This is a genomic window from Methylomonas paludis, assembly GCF_018734325.1.
GTDB lineage: Bacteria > Pseudomonadota > Gammaproteobacteria > Methylococcales > Methylomonadaceae > Methylomonas > Methylomonas paludis.
In genome coordinates this window covers 3,364,022-3,379,182 of record NZ_CP073754.1, presented here as the reverse complement: position 1 = coordinate 3,379,182, position 15,161 = coordinate 3,364,022, and the positions used below count along the sequence as shown (strand labels likewise).

The following is a 15,161-nucleotide window of genomic DNA, read 5'->3' as shown; positions in this document are numbered from 1 at the left end:
GTGTCCAGAGTCATGGTTGCCCTTGCAGATTTCTTGGTATACTTAAGCTACGGTGCTGGAGTTTGTCAGTGGCTGGGGCTAAGCGCCTGCAAATTGGAGCCCAGGCGCCAAATTGCCGTATCAATACCAATATAAGGCATTCAGGTCTGGGTCGTGAAACTCCCTTCAAATATTAGCAATGACAATAATTAATATCAAAAATATGATGACCGAAAGCGGCGTGGCTTTTGGTACCAGTGGCGCGCGCGGTTTGGTCAGCAATATGACCGATCAGGTTTGTGCCGCCTACACCCTGGCTTTTTTGCAAGGACTTAATCTGGCTAAACCGGGGCAAAAAATTGCCTTGGGCATGGATTTGCGGCCATCCAGTCCGGCTATAGTGCGGGCCTGTGCTGTTGCTATCGGTCTTGCTGGATGCGAAGTCGATTTTTGCGGAGTATTACCCACGCCGGCCTTGGCCTTGTACGCCCTATCTGCCGGTATACCGGCTATTATGATAACCGGTAGTCATATTCCTTTTGATCGTAACGGCATCAAGTTTTATCGGGCAGAAGGCGAAATCAGTAAAGCTGATGAATTGGCTATCAGCGCAGCTGTAGTCGATGTACCGGAAATTTCTGCAGTAACCACGCCTGAGATTAATCCGGTTGCGTTACAGCAATTTATCCGACGATATATCGATTTATTTCCTGCTGATTTACTGACTGGTCAGCGCATCGGTATTTACGAGCATTCCAGTGCAGCCAGAGATTGTTTGCGTGAAATATTAACCGATTTGGGCGCCACAGTTGTCAGTCTGGAACGCACTGACACTTTTGTGCCAATCGATACCGAAGCGGTCAGTGCCGAAGATCGTCAGCGTGGCTTGGTATGGGCTACCCAATATCAATTGGATGCCATTATCTCCACAGATGGCGATGGCGACCGGCCCTTGTTGGCCGATGAGCACGGCAATTGGTTGCGTGGTGACATTGTCGGCTTACTGTGTGCGAAATTTTTGCAGGCCGATACTGTCGTCACCCCGGTTAGCTGCAATACCGCCATAGAAGCTTCCGGCTGGTTTGCAAAAGTGCTGCGCACCCGTATTGGTTCCCCTTACGTGATTGCCGGTATGGAACAGGCGGTTGCTGACGGCAGCTTGAGTGTGGCCGGTTTTGAAGCAAACGGTGGTTTTTTGGCGGGTAACGGATTGCGAGTTGGCTCTCACACCTTGGCTGCCTTACCTACCCGTGATTCGGTATTGCCGGCCCTGGCCTTGTTAGCTTTGGCTAGACAAACTGGCGTAAAAATTTCCGGCTTACTGAGCGATTTACCGCAACGTTACACCGCCAGTGACCGCATACAGAATTTTCCGGTGGCGAATAGTCAGGCTTTGCTGGCGCGATTAAGCAGTGAAGAAGCAGCTTGTCGCAGTCTGTGGGGTGAGCAGCTGGGTGCAGTTGTGCGCTACGATAGCACAGATGGCTTGCGGTTAAGCTTTGCCAATGGCGAAATTATTCATCTACGGCCTTCCGGTAATGCGCCGGAATTACGTTGTTATGCGGAAGCAGATAGCATGGCGCGGGCTGAAGAATTGGTGAATTCCAGTCTGCAAAGCATTGCCGGTTCTTAAAGTCACATGCAGCAATATCTGGATCTGCTCAACAAAATTCTCGATCAAGGTTATCAGAAGGGTGACCGGACCGGTAGTGGAACGCTGTCCATTTTTGGACATCAGATGCGGTTCGATTTAAGTGCAGGTTTCCCTTTGGTGACTACCAAAAAAGTTCATGTAAAATCAATCATTCATGAATTGCTGTGGTTCCTGAAAGGCGATACCAATATCGCTTATCTGCGCGAAAACGGGGTAAGCATTTGGGATGAGTGGGCTGATGCGACCGGCGAATTGGGGCCGGTTTACGGGCGGCAGTGGCGAAGCTGGCCAAGCGGCGCAGGCGGCAGCATAGACCAGATTGCCCAGATCATCCGGCAAATCCGGCAAACTCCAAATAGCCGGCGCATGCTGGTTTCAGCCTGGAATGTTGCGGATTTGCCGGATGAGTCCGTATCGCCACAGGCCAATGTTGCCAACGGTAAAATGGCCTTGGCATCCTGTCATGCCTTATTTCAATTCTATGTGGCTGACGGCAAATTATCCTGTCAGCTTTATCAGCGCAGTTGCGATACCTTTTTAGGCTTGCCCTTCAATATAGCCAGCTATGCCTTGCTGACACAAATGGTGGCGCAACAATGTGATTTGCTTCCGGGAGATTTTATCTGGACCGGTGGTGATGTGCATTTATATCTAAATCATCTGGAACAAGCGCAATTGCAATTAAGCCGGGCGCCTTTCCCACTCCCGGTTTTGCAGCTGAAGCGTAGGCCCGCCTCGATTTTTGACTATGACTACGCCGATTTTGAAGTGCAGAATTATCAAGCCCATCCAGCCATAAAAGCGCTGATCTCGGTGTAATACTGTGAATGCACAGAAACGTCTGGAGATTTTTCAGCGCTTAGCGCTTGCCATACCTAATCCTGTCACAGAGCTTAATTATAGTAGTGTTTTCGAGCTTCTAATTGCGGTGGTATTGTCGGCTCAGGCCACAGATAAGAGTGTCAACAAAGCCACGCTTAGATTGTTTGCTGTTGCCAATACCCCCCAAACTATCCTGGCACTGGGTGAGGACGGACTCAAGGAATATATTAAAACTATTGGCTTGTTTAACAGCAAGGCCGCCAATATCATCAAACTCTGTGAGCAGTTAATCCAGCATCACCAAGGTGTTGTGCCGCAACAGCGAGCCGAATTGGAAGCATTAGCGGGAGTGGGGCGTAAAACTGCCAACGTGATTTTAAACACGGCCTTTGATCAGCCCACGATTGCTGTGGATACGCATATTTTTCGCCTGGCCAACCGCACCGGTTTGGCACCGGGTAAAAATGTGCTGGAAGTGGAAAAAAAATTGGAAAAATTTGTGCCGAAACCCTATCTGCAAACGGCGCATCACTTGCTTATTTTACATGGCCGGTATACTTGTATGGCCAGAAAGCCCTTGTGTCAGGGTTGCTGCATAGTCGACTTGTGTGAATTTAAAGAGAAGAATTTAAGCTGAATATGCCATAATCTGACATCTAAATCTAAGCAGGGAAAGCTTATCAAATACTGGCAGCTTAACGCAGTTTTGCATAACTATAATTATTTCAGAGGAAAAAATCATGAAAAAATTCACCAAATCCCCGCTTGCCGCCGCTATGGGCACCCTGGTTCTGACCGGTTTTATTGCTGATGTCAGTGCGGATGTCAATCCTTTTGCCGTTACCGAACTCTCCAGCGGCTATATGCAGATGGCTGATCTTAACAATAAAGTCAGTGAAGGCGGTTGCGGTTCCAACAACGGCAATAGCGGCCAAACCAAAGCGACTCAAGGTTCATGCGGTGAGGGTAAATGCGGTGCCATGATGAGCGGCGGCAAAATGAAGCCCGGCATGGAACACAGTTGTGGCGCCATGATGAAAAATCATGACGGTGCCTGCGGCATGGCGGTAAGCGCTACCCCCGCTGGCGAACACGCCGATCATAAACCGGCCCAGGAAAAAGCCAGCCAGGGCAGTTGCGGAGCCGCGCATGACAAAAGCGGAGACGGATCATGTGGCGCCATGATGAAAGGCCATTAAGCATAATGCTGAAAACGCAGCCGATCATTAATTTCCATTAAAATAATAATACTTCCTGAATATGGATTTACAGCAATACGTTATTGATTACGGCTATTGGGCTCTGTTTATAGGCACCTTTCTAGAAGGCGAGACTATTCTGGTCATCGCCGGCTTTCTGGCCAGTCGCGGCTATCTGGAGCTGCCTTGGGTGGTGGTGACAGCTTTCCTGGGTACTTTTGCCGGCGACCAGACCTTTTTCTATCTGGGACGGCTCAAAGGCATTGCCTTTCTGGAAAAGCGGCCATTGTGGCATAGTAAAACAGATAAAGTGTTTGATATGCTGCGTCGGCATCAGATCAAGGTGGTGCTGGGTTTTCGCTTTCTGTACGGGATACGTAATGTCACCCCGTTTGTCATTGGCGCTAGTCGGATGCATCCAGGCAAATTTTTTGTGCTGAATTTTTTGGGTGCATTGGTCTGGGCGATTGCCGTTGGTTTCCTGGGTTATCAATTTGGTCATTTGGCGGAATCCATGTTGGGTCAAGCCAAAAAATACGAAATTTATTTTCTGGGTGTGCTGATAGCTGTCGGTCTTTTTCTGTTCTGGCGCTCGACCCGTAAATCGGCAAAGTGAGATATACCAATGGCTACCCTAAAACATCTGGTTCATGGCGCAGGTCTGGGCTTAAGGCGTAGCTTTATCGATGAAGTTTTGGCAAATCCGCCTCAGCTCATTGATTTTTATGAAGTAGCACCAGAGAACTGGATGACTATCGGCGGACGTGCCGGAAAACAGTTTCGGGCTTTAACCGAACGTTTCGCATTTGTTTGTCATGGATTGTCCTTATCAATAGGCAGCACTGATGAGCTGGATGAAGTCTTCGTTCACGACCTGAAGCGTTTTATCCAGAAACATGGCATCAAATTTTACAGTGAGCATCTCAGCTATTGCAGTCAGCAAGGCCATTTATATGATCTGATGCCGATCCCGTTCACAGCCGAAGCGGTTAGTCACACTGCCGCCCGGATTCGGCGGGTGCAGGATATTCTTGAACAAAGAATCGCCATAGAAAATGTCTCCTATTACGCCGCGCCCGGTCAGGAAATGAGCGAGCTGGAGTTTTTCCAGGCCGTACTAACCGAAGCTGATTGCGACGTGTTGCTGGATATTAACAATATCTATGTCAACAGCATCAATCATGGCTATGATGCGCAAAGCTTTTTACAGGCCATCCCCACCGATCGTATCGCCTATGCCCATATCGCCGGGCATTTCGTCCAGGCCGACGACTTTTTGATAGATACCCATGGTGCGCCCGTAGTTGATCCGGTGTGGAATTTACTGGATCAGGCCTATCAGCGTCACGGTGTGTTTCCAACCCTGTTGGAGCGGGACTTTAACATCCCGGCTTTACCTGAATTATTGCACGAAGTGGAAACCATAGCCGCCACTCAGCAAGCCCAACAGCAGCAACAGGTGGCCTGATGGCCGTTGATTTTAAAGTCAAACAAGCTGAGTTTGCCGCCTATATCCGCGACCCGCTTGCCAGTCCCGCCCCCGCCGATGTCGATCCAGAGCGTATGGCGGTTTATCGGGAGCTGTTTTTCAATAATATAGACGGATTCTTAAGCAGCAATTTTCCGGTACTGCGCAAAATTTGTGATGACCAGCAATGGCAAACCCTAAGCCAGGCGTTTTTTAAAAACCATCGCTGTCAAACCCCATATTTTTCCGAGATTGCTGAAGAATTTCTAACCTATTTGCAGCAGCATGATCATGGCGACATCTTCCCGTTTCTGCTGGAACTAGCCCATTACGAATGGGTGGAAATGGCTCTGGCTATTGCCCAGGCCGAACCCCGTTACGCCGATGCCGCATTGATTGCCGGTCTGCCGCATCAGCAATTATCATTGTCGCCAGTGGCATGGCCGCTGGTCTATCGCTATCCGGTACAGCGGATTGGCCCGGACTACCTGCCGCAACAGCCGCCTGCCGAACCCACCTGTCTGATCGTCTACCGTGATCAGGACTATCAAGTGCATTTTTTGCTATCCAGTCCCGTCACCTACCGGCTATTACAAATAATTGCCGAACACGGCGCACTCAATGGCGCACAATCCCTGCAACTACTAGCAGCGGAATTTCCCCAGTTTGATAGCGTCATGTTGACCGAGCAAGGCAGTAAAACCCTGATCGACATGGCGGAAAAAGGCATTATCGTGCCAGCTGCTAAGCTCTAAAACTGCGCTACACCTCCTGTAGCCCGGATGCAGCGCAGCGGAATCCGGGAATCGAAGCTGATTAGCTTCAGGTTTTTGGAAACAGGTATTAACGCCCGGTTGTTTCGCAGCCTAAGGGATATGGGGTCAGGTCCCACATTCAAACAGAAACGTCCTCAATTCAATACCCTCATACTGACAAAGCAAGTCAGAAAATCCTCGTCAACATGGCCGCTAAAGACCTCATCCTTCCAACAGACAACGCCTAAAACTATGCACCCACACCAACCCTTGCTCCTGCCATTCCATATTCGGATGCATTTGCAAAATGATAGCCTTGTATACGGCTAAATCCGGATAGCCTTCAGCCTGAGCGTCAGCATCCGTCATGGTATGCAGAGCCTGGCGTTCCACATTAGTTACTTCAAACTCCACCCCCTCCAGACTAAAACGCTCGCCAGGATAGGCATACAAACCATCGCGGCGTTGCTGAGTCTTTTGCCCCGCAATTGCGGCTGCGACCAGTTTGGATTGGCGAATCAGCCGGTCAATCTGGCAGGTTTTTTCAGGGTAGGTAACAGTCATTATTTTTGTTGATTAGTAAACAAACAGGGGTTCCAGCAGATTATACAAAACTTGTCCGCAACATTAATGATAACAAGTCCCGCTATCCAGTAAAATATTCTGCATCTTCATCGCCATTGTTCAGGACCAGCCCTATGCGTTACTTACACACCATGATCAGAGTTAAAAATCTCGACGAATCTCTGGCATTTTATCAGCGCATCCTCGGGCTGGCAGAAGTCAAACGCATAGACAACAGCACCGGGCGTTACACCCTGGTTTATCTGGCCGCACCCGCCGATTTGGCCCAGGCCGGCCAAAATCAGGCACCCCTGCTGGAATTAACCTATAACTGGGATACTGAAGACTACACCGGCGGGCGCAATTTTGGCCATTTGGCTTATGAAGTTGAGAATATCTACAGCTTTTGCCAAAACTTGCTCGATCAGGGTGTCACCTTATTACGGCCACCGCGGGATGGCTGGATGGCGTTTATTCGCTCCCCCGATCAAATTTCCATAGAACTGTTACAAAAAGGTCAGGCTCTGCCTGTTCAGGAACCCTGGGCATCAATGGCAAATGTCGGAACCTGGTAAAAGCGCTGCATTGTCCCCACTTAGCCTGTATATTCATTTTCCCTGGTGTATCAGGAAATGTCCGTATTGCGATTTTAATTCCCATGAAGCAAAATCCGGCATACCTGAACAACGCTATATTGATGCTTTATTAACCGATTTGCGCCAGCAATTGAGTTTGCTGGTCGCGCCGCGCCCTATCCAGAGTATTTTCATGGGTGGCGGTACTCCAAGCCTGTTTGCAGCGGAGAGCCTGGACAGACTGTTACGGGAAATCAGGCAATTACTAGTGCTTGCCGATGATTGTGAAATTACCCTGGAAGCTAATCCCGGCAGCTTCGAAAGTGAAAAGTTTCGAGAGTTTCGGGCGCTGGGAATTAATCGGCTGTCTATTGGTATTCAGAGCTTCAATGATGCCCATTTAAAAAAACTAGGTCGGGTACATAACTCGCACGAAGCCATCTCAGCAGTGGCAATAGCCCGTGCCGCCGGTTTTACCAATATCAATCTGGATTTGATGTTTGGCTTACCTGAGCAAACCGAAATTGAGGCCTTGCAAGACGTGCAAGCCGCAATAGACTTACAGCCCCAGCATATCTCCTTTTACCAATTGACGCTGGAACCGAATACCTATTTTCATAAATACCCGCCCAGACTGCCGGAAGACGATTTAATTTATAGTCTGCAGAAGGCCGGCCAACAACTGTTGGCTGCGTATGGCTATCAGCAATATGAAATTTCTGCCTACGCCCAGACTGATTTTCAATGTCGGCACAACCGTCATTATTGGCAGTTCGGGGATTATCTGGGTATAGGTGCCGGAGCGCACGGCAAAATCAGCTTGGCAATTCCGGATAATATTATCCGCACCATCAAGCCAAAACATCCTGATTTATATATGCAACAACCGGATCACACCCAACTGCAGGCCATCGCCTTGGCGCAATTGCCGCTTGAGTTCATGATGAATCATTTGCGCTTGGTTAAGGGTTTTTCCGTCCCAGCTTATCAACAGCTCACGGGCCTGCAAAAAACCAGCCTGGAACCTGGCTTGTCTGAGTGTTTGCAACAAAATTTACTCTATGAATACCAACAAACCATCGCCTGTTCCGCCCAGGGCTGGGATTTTCTGGATTTAATTCTGGAAAAATTTGTCGATTGATAGCCGATGCGGAAAATCCGGCAAAAATTCCGCAAATTAATCGACACAAGCAACCTGCTTACGGCTAATAATCCGGGTATAATACAAGCCTAAATTTTCGGGAAAATCCGTAATGTTTGAGTATCAACACCAGTTTATACAATATGCCCTAGAAAATGGTGTGCTGAAATTCGGCCAATTCAAATTGAAATCCGGCCGGATCAGCCCCTATTTTTTTAACACCGGTTTGTTTAGCACCGGAGCCCAGCTTGATAAACTGGGACAGTTTTATGCCCAAGCCTTGATTGCTTCAGGACTGGAAGTCGATGTCCTCTACGGTCCGGCTTACAAAGGCATCCCTCTGGCGGCAGGTACCGCTATTGCTTATTCCCAGCTTAAAGCCGATATTCCTTTTGCCTTTAACCGCAAAGAGGCCAAAGATCATGGTGAAGGCGGAGTACTGGTCGGCGCACCATTACAAGGCAAGGTGCTGATAATTGACGATGTCATTACTGCCGGCACCTCAGTACGCGAGTCTATTCAAATCATCTCGGCGGCCGGGGCCAGCGTAGCAGGTGTCTTAATTGCGCTTGACCGCCAGGAAAAAGGCGAAACCGAATTGTCAGCAGTACAGGAAGTAACCCGCCAATACAATATTCCGGTCATCGCCATTATTTCTCTGGCTGAAATCATAAGCTATATCCAGCTCAATGAACCCGACAGTGAAAAGCTGCCCATCATTCATGCCTATCGGCAGCAATATGGGATTTAACTTGAGTCTGACCCAGAGCCTTTAGTTGCTTATTTATGCGTAGAGCTAAAAGTATAAGAGCGCACAATGCCTTGGCTATCAAAACGGATTAATAAATCCTGAGTGTCATTAGTGCCAAACACCGAATATTTATAAATTCCGTATGTCCAGGTTGGACGACCATCTTCAAGTCCGGTGCGCCAGGGGGTGCCGAACAAATCCGAGATGTCTTGTTTACGGGTTTGACCGATTTTAATATCCGGCACCCGGCTGGCCGCAAACTCCTGACCGACAGTAAAACAGCCGTTTAACTGCGTTAAGGCTATGCTGCCAAGCAATAAAATAGAACTTAGTTTTGCCGCTTTAAAACGATGATTTAAGAAACGCTTGCTCATGATTTTGCCTGCTTGCCAGATAAAATAGGTATTATAAACACAATAAACCCGGATTAGTTTTTGCCCGATCGCTTATTGTCATGAATCTTGCATAGTTTTTATACTGTATACAACTTTTTTGGTAAAAATTCCATGACAGTTCAGGCTGATAATTTGCCGCTGGACGCTTTGCATTTTGATAACCGTTTTGTGCGTGAGCTGCCGGGTGACCCTGAACCGGATAATTATCGCCGTCAAGTCTATCAAGCCTGTTATTCATGGGTAAGCCCAACCCAGGTTCGGCGCCCGCATTTAGTCGCTTTTTCTGCGGAAATGGCCGAAAAACTGGATTTAACCCCGGAAATTTGCACATCTGCCGATTTTGCCGCCGTGTTTGCCGGCAATCGCTTGACCACAGGTATGCAGCCCTACGCCAGTTGTTATGGCGGACACCAATTCGGACACTGGGCCGGACAACTGGGTGATGGTCGCGCCATCAATCTGGGTGAGGTAGTCAATCGCCAAGGCGAATATCTGACTTTGCAACTAAAAGGTGCAGGGTTAACACCATATTCGCGCAGTGCAGATGGTTTAGCGGTGTTAAGGTCTTCCATTCGTGAGTTTTTATGTAGCGAAGCCATGCACCATTTAGGTGTGCCAACCACCCGAGCGTTAAGCATCGTGCTCAGCGGCGAACAAGTGCGGCGCGATATGTTTTATGATGGCAACCCGCAGCTCGAACCCGGTGCCATAGTCTGTCGGGTGGCACCATCCTTTACCCGCTTCGGCAGTTTCCAAATATTTACCGCCCGGGATGATTTGCAATCCCTGAAACAACTGGCTGACTACACCATCCGCACCGATTTCCCCCATATTCAGGCATCAGGAAGTGCCGCTTATCTAGAGTGGTTTGCTGATGTTTGTCAAAAAACAGCCGATATGATCGTCCATTGGCAGCGAGTGGGATTTGTTCATGGCGTCATGAATACCGACAATATGTCCATACTCGGCTTAACCATCGATTACGGTCCCTATGGTTGGCTGGAAAATTATGATCCGGAATGGACTCCCAATACCACCGATGCTCAGGGTCGACGTTATCGGTTTGGCAATCAGCCCAAAATTGCCTACTGGAATCTGGTTCAGCTTGCTAACGCCATTTACCCTTTAGTCAAACGTGCGGAACCATTACAACAGGCCTTAAGCGTTTATACCGCCCGATTTGAGCAGGGTTGGCAAAATATGATGGCTGCCAAACTGGGGTTACAGGCATTTAATATCGAAACTGACCCAGTCTTGATCGACGATTTGGCTAAGCTGCTACAACTTGCTGAGGTTGATATGACCCTGTTTTATCGGGGATTGGCAAATTTCAATGCCGACAGTGACGATAGCCGATTTTTTAATTGGCTAGAAGAATGCAGTTATCAGACCCTCACTGATGAAAACCAGGCCTTGGCAGGTCTATGGTTACGCAGCTATCAGGCGCGATTACGCCAGGATGCCTGGCCGGATCACCAGCGCCGCACCGCCATGAATGCCGTCAATCCCTTATATGTACTGCGTAACTATCTGGCCCAGCAAGCTATCGATCAGGCCGAGCAGGGCGATTATGGTTTGGTGGCGGAGTTACTGGAAATATTGCGACATCCATACCAGGAACAGATAGGCAAACATCACTTTACCGGCAAGCGCCCCGACTGGGCAAAACATCGTGCCGGCTGTTCAATGTTGTCTTGTAGCTCATGAAAACCAGCCCAGTGGATACAGCAAAATAGACCTAAGGCTTCAGCATCATTTTAAACCGGGTATATCTGAAAAAAACATGCTCAATGCCACTATTTCAGGTATCCTTTTTATAGTTTGTCCAACGATTTTTATCAGGCACCGTAATGAACAATAGCTTAAATACAGAGGTTAACGGAACTCACGACATTGATCCAGACGAAACCAGAGAATGGATAGAATCCCTTGAGGCAGTCATTCAAAAAGAAGGTAGTGTTCGTGCCGGATTTTTAATCGAAAAATTAGTCAGTACCGCCCGGCAATCAGGCTCAGATATTCCCTTCTCAGCGTCCACCCCGTATATAAATAGCATCCCAGTCGATAAACAGCCCAATTTCCCCGGCAATTCCGATCTGGAACGGACCATACGCTCCTATGTGCGCTGGAATGCCATGATGATGGTGTTAAGAGCCAACAAATACACCAATGTTGGTGGGCATATTGCCAGTTTTGCCTCAGCGGTCACTTTGTATGATGTCGGGCAAAATCACTTCTGGCATGCCGCTACCGACACTCATGGTGGCGACATGATTTTTTCACAAGGACATTCCGCGCCCGGAACCTATGCCCAGGCCTTTTTGCAAGGCCGTCTGACTGCCGATCAATTAGACAATTTTCGTCAGGAAGTCGGCGGTAACGGCCTATCATCCTATCCGCATCCTTGGTTGATGCCGGATTTCTGGCAATTCCCAACAGTATCAATGGGCTTAGGGCCAATTATGGCTATCTATCAGGCCAGATTCATGCGTTACATGCATGGGCGTGGTCTGGCCAATATCGAAGGCCGTAAAGTCTGGGCATTTCTGGGTGACGGCGAAACCGACGAGCCGGAAACCTTGGGTGCCATTGGTATGGCCGGCCGGGAAAAACTGGATAACCTGATATTTGTGGTTAACTGCAATTTACAACGTCTGGATGGTCCGGTAAGGGGTAACGGCAAAATCATTCAAGAACTGGAAAGCAATTTCCGTGGCGCCAACTGGAATGTTATCAAAGTTATTTGGGGCCGGCGTTGGGATCCGATTTTAGCCAGGGATAAAAAAGGTTTGGTGGTGAAACGCATGATGGAATGCGTGGATGGCGATTATCAGACCTTTAAGTCCAAAGACGGTGCCTATGTGCGTGAACGCTTCTTCAATACCCCGGAACTGCAGGAACTGGTTAAAGATTATACCGATCATGACATCTGGGAATTAAACCGCGGTGGTCATGACACCATAAAAGTTTTTGCCGCCTATCAAGCCGCCGTTAATCATCGTGGTCAGCCCACCGTAATTCTGGCTAAAACCATTAAAGGTTATGGCATGGGAGATTCCGGTCAAGCTCAGAATACCAGCCATCAGCAGAAAAAGATGAGCTCGGAATCCATCAAACATATCCGTGATCGTTATCAACTGCCGGTCAGCGATGATGAATTGGCAAATCTGCCCTATTTGCGCTTTAGCGAAGAATCTGAAGAACTCAAATATATGCAACAGCGCCGGGCCGATCTGGGTGGATATCTGCCTGCACGTCGCGCCAAATCCTACGCCTTGGAAGTGCCGGGCCTGAGCGCCTTCAAAGCCTTGCTGGAAGGCACTGGCGAAGGCCACGAAATTTCCACTACCATGGCTTTTGTGCGTATCCTCAACATCCTGGTCAAGGATAAACAGATAGGCAATCGCATTGTGCCCATCGTGCCCGATGAATCGCGTACCTTTGGTATGGAAGGCATGTTCAGACAACTGGGTATCTGGTCGCAGGTCGGTCAGTTATATACTCCCCAGGATGCCGAACAACTGATGTTTTACAAGGAAGACAAGCACGGCCAGGTGCTGCAGGAAGGCATTAACGAAGCAGGCGGTCTATGCGACTGGATTGCTGCAGGTACCGCCTATTCCACGCACGGCGTACCGATGATCCCGTTTTTTATCTATTATTCGATGTTTGGTTTTCAGCGGGTCGGCGATCTGATCTGGGCCGCTGCCGACCAACGCACCAGAGGCTTTTTGCTGGGCGGTACTGCCGGCAGAACCACCTTGAACGGCGAAGGCTTGCAGCATGAAGATGGCCATAGTCATTTAATGTCGGCTACCGTACCCAATTGTTATTCCTACGACCCCACCTTCGGCTGCGAACTGGCGGTGATTATCCAGGATGGTTTGCGGCGCATGTATGTTGAGCAGGAAGATATTTTTTATTACATCACCCTGATGAATGAAAATTATGAACAGCCTGCCATGCCTGCCGGTATAGAAGCGGATATTCTCAAAGGCATGTATTCGTTTAAAGCGGCACCCAACAGCAAAAAACCGCGCGTACAACTATTGGGTTCCGGTACCATCTTTATCGAAGTGATTGCCGCCGCCAAGTTGTTACAGGAAGATTGGGGTGTAGAAGCCGATTTGTGGAGCTGTCCAAGTTTCACCGAACTGGGGCGCGATGGCCAAAGCTGTGAACGTTGGAATCGTCTGCATCCTAGCGAAAAACCACGCATCCCCCATGTTGAACATTGTCTGGCTGCCAGCAAAGGTCCAGTGATTGCGGCAACAGATTACAATCGCGCCTTTGCCGAGCAAATCCGGCCTTATTTCAACAAACCTTATTTGGTCTTGGGCACCGACGGTTTTGGCCGTTCCGACACCCGCGCCAATCTACGCAAGTTTTTTGAGGTTGACCGTTACCATGTCACGGTGGCCGCCTTGTACAGCTTGGTCAAAAATGGTGAATTCCAGGCCGCCAAACTTGAGGCTGCCATAGCAAAATATAATATAAACCCAGAAGCAACCTCCCCTTGGTTGATTTAACGGAAAGTACCCTATGAGTGTTTTAATCGAAGTAAAAGTACCTGATCTGGGTAATGTCGCCGATATTGATATCATTGATGTTCTCATCAAGCCTGGTGACGATGTAGTCGCAGAGCAAACCCTGGCAGTAATGGAAACCGACAAGGCCACTATGGACTTGCCGTCCAGTGCTGCCGGTAAAGTCAAACAGGTACACATCAAGGTTGGTGACAAAGTAGCGGAAGGCACCCTAATCGTTACCTTGGAAGTCAATGATGCCGCCCCCGCTGCTCCTGCGCCAGCGGCTGTCGCCCCTGAGCCGGCAGCGGTGGTTGAAACCAAGATTGCAGCCGAACCGGCCAAAGTCGAAGTTGCGCCGGCACTACCTGCCGTAGCGCTTGGCCCCGTATCTGCAGAAGTGACGGGTGATAACGAGCATAAACCTCATGCTACCCCCAGTGTACGGCTGTTTGCCAGAGAACTGGGCGTTGACCTAAGTAAAATTGTCAAAGGCAGTGGCCGTAAAGGCCGAATTTTGCAGGACGATGTTAAAAATTTCGTCAAGCAAATTGTCACAGCGGCCAGCAGTGGTGTTAGTAATGGCGGTAGTGCCGGCATACCAGCCATACCCGCTGTCGATTTCTCACAATTCGGCGAGATAGAAGAAAAGCCCTTAAGCAAAATCAAGCGGCTGACCGGCCAAAATCTGACCAGAGTCTGGTTGAATTTGCCGCTGGTGACTTACCACGACGAAGTGGATATTGGCGGCATGGAAGAGTTTCGTAAAAGTGTCAATGCCGGATTAGGCAAAGAGGCCGTTAAACTCACCGGCTTGGTATTCATTATCAAAGCGCTGGTGGCGGCCTTGCAAAAATACCCGGCCTTCAACAGCTCTTTGTCTGCAGATGGTGAGAAACAAATTTTTAAACATTACTATCATATCGGTATCGCTGTAGACACACCAAATGGTCTGGTGGTGCCGGTGATACGCGATGTCGATAAAAAAGGGATTTTTCAGTTGTCCAGCGAACTGGCAGAAAAAAGTGAACTGGCCAGACTGGGCAAATTGAAGCCGGCCGACATGCAGGGCGGTTGTATGACCATTTCCAGTCTGGGCGGTATCGGCGGCACAGCCTTTACCCCTATCGTCAATGCGCCGGAAGTGGCGATACTGGGCGTCACCCGCTCCAAAATTCAGCCGGTCTGGAATGGCACCAGCTTTGAACCCAAACTGATGTTACCTCTGGATATTACCTATGATCATCGTGTTATCGACGGTGCCGAAGGTGCCCGTTTTATGGAAGCACTAAAAAATAATCTCAGCGATATTCGTCGCCTGTTACTTTAGGA

15 protein-coding genes are annotated in these 15,161 nt (G+C 49.0%); 13 read left to right on the top strand and 2 right to left on the bottom strand.

The features are described 5' to 3' along the window. Nucleotides 1–178 precede the first annotated feature (178 nt). The 7 genes from KEF85_RS15420 to KEF85_RS15390 all read left to right on the top strand — a co-directional run bounded on the left by KEF85_RS15420 (nt 179) and on the right by KEF85_RS15390 (nt 5,877). On the top strand, nt 179–1,612 hold the full coding sequence (locus tag KEF85_RS15420; RefSeq protein WP_215582101.1) for a phosphomannomutase: 1,434 nt from the start codon (nt 179–181) through the stop codon (nt 1,610–1,612). A 6-nt stretch (nt 1,613–1,618) separates the two neighbouring features. Beyond that, nucleotides 1,619–2,452: a thymidylate synthase gene (thyA, locus tag KEF85_RS15415; protein ID WP_215582099.1), complete on the top strand. Its 834-nt coding sequence runs from the start codon at nt 1,619–1,621 to the stop codon at nt 2,450–2,452. A 4-nt stretch (nt 2,453–2,456) separates the two neighbouring features. Then, nucleotides 2,457–3,092, top strand: coding sequence for an endonuclease III (gene nth, locus KEF85_RS15410; RefSeq protein WP_215582097.1), 636 nt, complete (start codon nt 2,457–2,459; stop codon nt 3,090–3,092). A 103-nt stretch (nt 3,093–3,195) separates the two neighbouring features. Continuing rightward, nucleotides 3,196–3,654, top strand: a complete 459-nt coding sequence (locus KEF85_RS15405; protein ID WP_215582094.1) for a hypothetical protein — start codon at nt 3,196–3,198, stop codon at nt 3,652–3,654. Nucleotides 3,655–3,715: 61 nt separating this feature from the next. Continuing rightward, complete coding sequence (locus KEF85_RS15400; protein WP_246534977.1) at nt 3,716–4,270, top strand: DedA family protein; 555 nt, start codon at nt 3,716–3,718, stop codon at nt 4,268–4,270. A gap of 9 nt (nt 4,271–4,279) precedes the next feature. Further along, entirely contained in the window at nt 4,280–5,122 is an 843-nt protein-coding gene (locus tag KEF85_RS15395; protein WP_215582092.1) for an HvfB family MNIO-type RiPP peptide maturase, read from the top strand. Further along, nucleotides 5,122–5,877: an HvfC family RiPP maturation protein gene (locus KEF85_RS15390; RefSeq protein ID WP_215582090.1), complete on the top strand. Its 756-nt coding sequence runs from the start codon at nt 5,122–5,124 to the stop codon at nt 5,875–5,877. Before KEF85_RS15395 ends, KEF85_RS15390 begins: the two co-directional genes overlap by 1 nt. Before the next feature lie 222 nt (nt 5,878–6,099). On the opposite strand, the gene KEF85_RS15385 is transcribed toward KEF85_RS15390, so the two are convergent. After that, complete coding sequence (locus KEF85_RS15385; protein ID WP_215582088.1) at nt 6,100–6,441, bottom strand: ASCH domain-containing protein; 342 nt, start codon at nt 6,439–6,441, stop codon at nt 6,100–6,102. A gap of 134 nt (nt 6,442–6,575) precedes the next feature. Here KEF85_RS15385 and KEF85_RS15380 point away from each other — a divergent pair, with 134 nt between their 5' ends. The 3 genes from KEF85_RS15380 to pyrE all read left to right on the top strand — a co-directional run bounded on the left by KEF85_RS15380 (nt 6,576) and on the right by pyrE (nt 8,908). Continuing rightward, nucleotides 6,576–7,016, top strand: coding sequence for a VOC family protein (locus tag KEF85_RS15380; protein WP_215582085.1), 441 nt, complete (start codon nt 6,576–6,578; stop codon nt 7,014–7,016). Beyond that, entirely contained in the window at nt 7,000–8,157 is a 1,158-nt protein-coding gene (gene hemW, locus KEF85_RS15375; RefSeq protein ID WP_215582083.1) for a radical SAM family heme chaperone HemW, read from the top strand. Before KEF85_RS15380 ends, hemW begins: the two co-directional genes overlap by 17 nt. Nucleotides 8,158–8,269: 112 nt before the next feature. Next, nucleotides 8,270–8,908, top strand: coding sequence for an orotate phosphoribosyltransferase (gene pyrE / locus KEF85_RS15370; RefSeq protein WP_215582080.1), 639 nt, complete (start codon nt 8,270–8,272; stop codon nt 8,906–8,908). Nucleotides 8,909–8,937: 29 nt separating this feature from the next. On the opposite strand, the gene bamE is transcribed toward pyrE, so the two are convergent. Continuing rightward, on the bottom strand, nt 8,938–9,282 hold the full coding sequence (gene bamE, locus KEF85_RS15365) for an outer membrane protein assembly factor BamE domain-containing protein (protein WP_215582078.1): 345 nt from the start codon (nt 9,280–9,282) through the stop codon (nt 8,938–8,940). A 132-nt stretch (nt 9,283–9,414) separates the two neighbouring features. Here bamE and KEF85_RS15360 point away from each other — a divergent pair, with 132 nt between their 5' ends. The 3 genes from KEF85_RS15360 (at nt 9,415) to aceF (ending at nt 15,159) form a co-directional block, all read left to right on the top strand. After that, nucleotides 9,415–11,010, top strand: a complete 1,596-nt coding sequence (locus tag KEF85_RS15360) for a protein adenylyltransferase SelO (RefSeq protein WP_215582076.1) — start codon at nt 9,415–9,417, stop codon at nt 11,008–11,010. A 143-nt stretch (nt 11,011–11,153) separates the two neighbouring features. Beyond that, on the top strand, nt 11,154–13,832 hold the full coding sequence (aceE, locus tag KEF85_RS15355) for a pyruvate dehydrogenase (acetyl-transferring), homodimeric type (protein ID WP_215582074.1): 2,679 nt from the start codon (nt 11,154–11,156) through the stop codon (nt 13,830–13,832). A 13-nt stretch (nt 13,833–13,845) separates the two neighbouring features. After that, nucleotides 13,846–15,159 (top strand): dihydrolipoyllysine-residue acetyltransferase, encoded by a 1,314-nt coding sequence (aceF, locus tag KEF85_RS15350; protein WP_215582073.1) that lies wholly within the window; start codon nt 13,846–13,848, stop codon nt 15,157–15,159. Nucleotides 15,160–15,161 lie beyond the last annotated feature (2 nt).

Excerpts from the sequence above, each read along its gene's own strand:
- KEF85_RS15420 (WP_215582101.1), top strand. The coding sequence starts at position 179 with ATGACAATAATTAATATCAAAAATATGATGACCGAAAGCGGCGTGGCT.
- thyA (WP_215582099.1), top strand. The coding sequence starts at position 1,619 with ATGCAGCAATATCTGGATCTGCTCAACAAAATTCTCGATCAAGGTTAT.
- KEF85_RS15405 (WP_215582094.1), top strand. The coding sequence starts at position 3,196 with ATGAAAAAATTCACCAAATCCCCGCTTGCCGCCGCTATGGGCACCCTG.
- KEF85_RS15400 (WP_246534977.1), top strand. The coding sequence starts at position 3,716 with ATGGATTTACAGCAATACGTTATTGATTACGGCTATTGGGCTCTGTTT.
- KEF85_RS15395 (WP_215582092.1), top strand. The coding sequence starts at position 4,280 with ATGGCTACCCTAAAACATCTGGTTCATGGCGCAGGTCTGGGCTTAAGG.
- KEF85_RS15390 (WP_215582090.1), top strand. The coding sequence starts at position 5,122 with ATGGCCGTTGATTTTAAAGTCAAACAAGCTGAGTTTGCCGCCTATATC.
- KEF85_RS15385 (WP_215582088.1), bottom strand. The coding sequence starts at position 6,441 with ATGACTGTTACCTACCCTGAAAAAACCTGCCAGATTGACCGGCTGATT.
- KEF85_RS15380 (WP_215582085.1), top strand. The coding sequence starts at position 6,576 with ATGCGTTACTTACACACCATGATCAGAGTTAAAAATCTCGACGAATCT.
- hemW (WP_215582083.1), top strand. The coding sequence starts at position 7,000 with ATGTCGGAACCTGGTAAAAGCGCTGCATTGTCCCCACTTAGCCTGTAT.
- pyrE (WP_215582080.1), top strand. The coding sequence starts at position 8,270 with ATGTTTGAGTATCAACACCAGTTTATACAATATGCCCTAGAAAATGGT.
- bamE (WP_215582078.1), bottom strand. The coding sequence starts at position 9,282 with ATGAGCAAGCGTTTCTTAAATCATCGTTTTAAAGCGGCAAAACTAAGT.
- KEF85_RS15360 (WP_215582076.1), top strand. The coding sequence starts at position 9,415 with ATGACAGTTCAGGCTGATAATTTGCCGCTGGACGCTTTGCATTTTGAT.
- aceE (WP_215582074.1), top strand. The coding sequence starts at position 11,154 with ATGAACAATAGCTTAAATACAGAGGTTAACGGAACTCACGACATTGAT.
- aceF (WP_215582073.1), top strand. The coding sequence starts at position 13,846 with ATGAGTGTTTTAATCGAAGTAAAAGTACCTGATCTGGGTAATGTCGCC.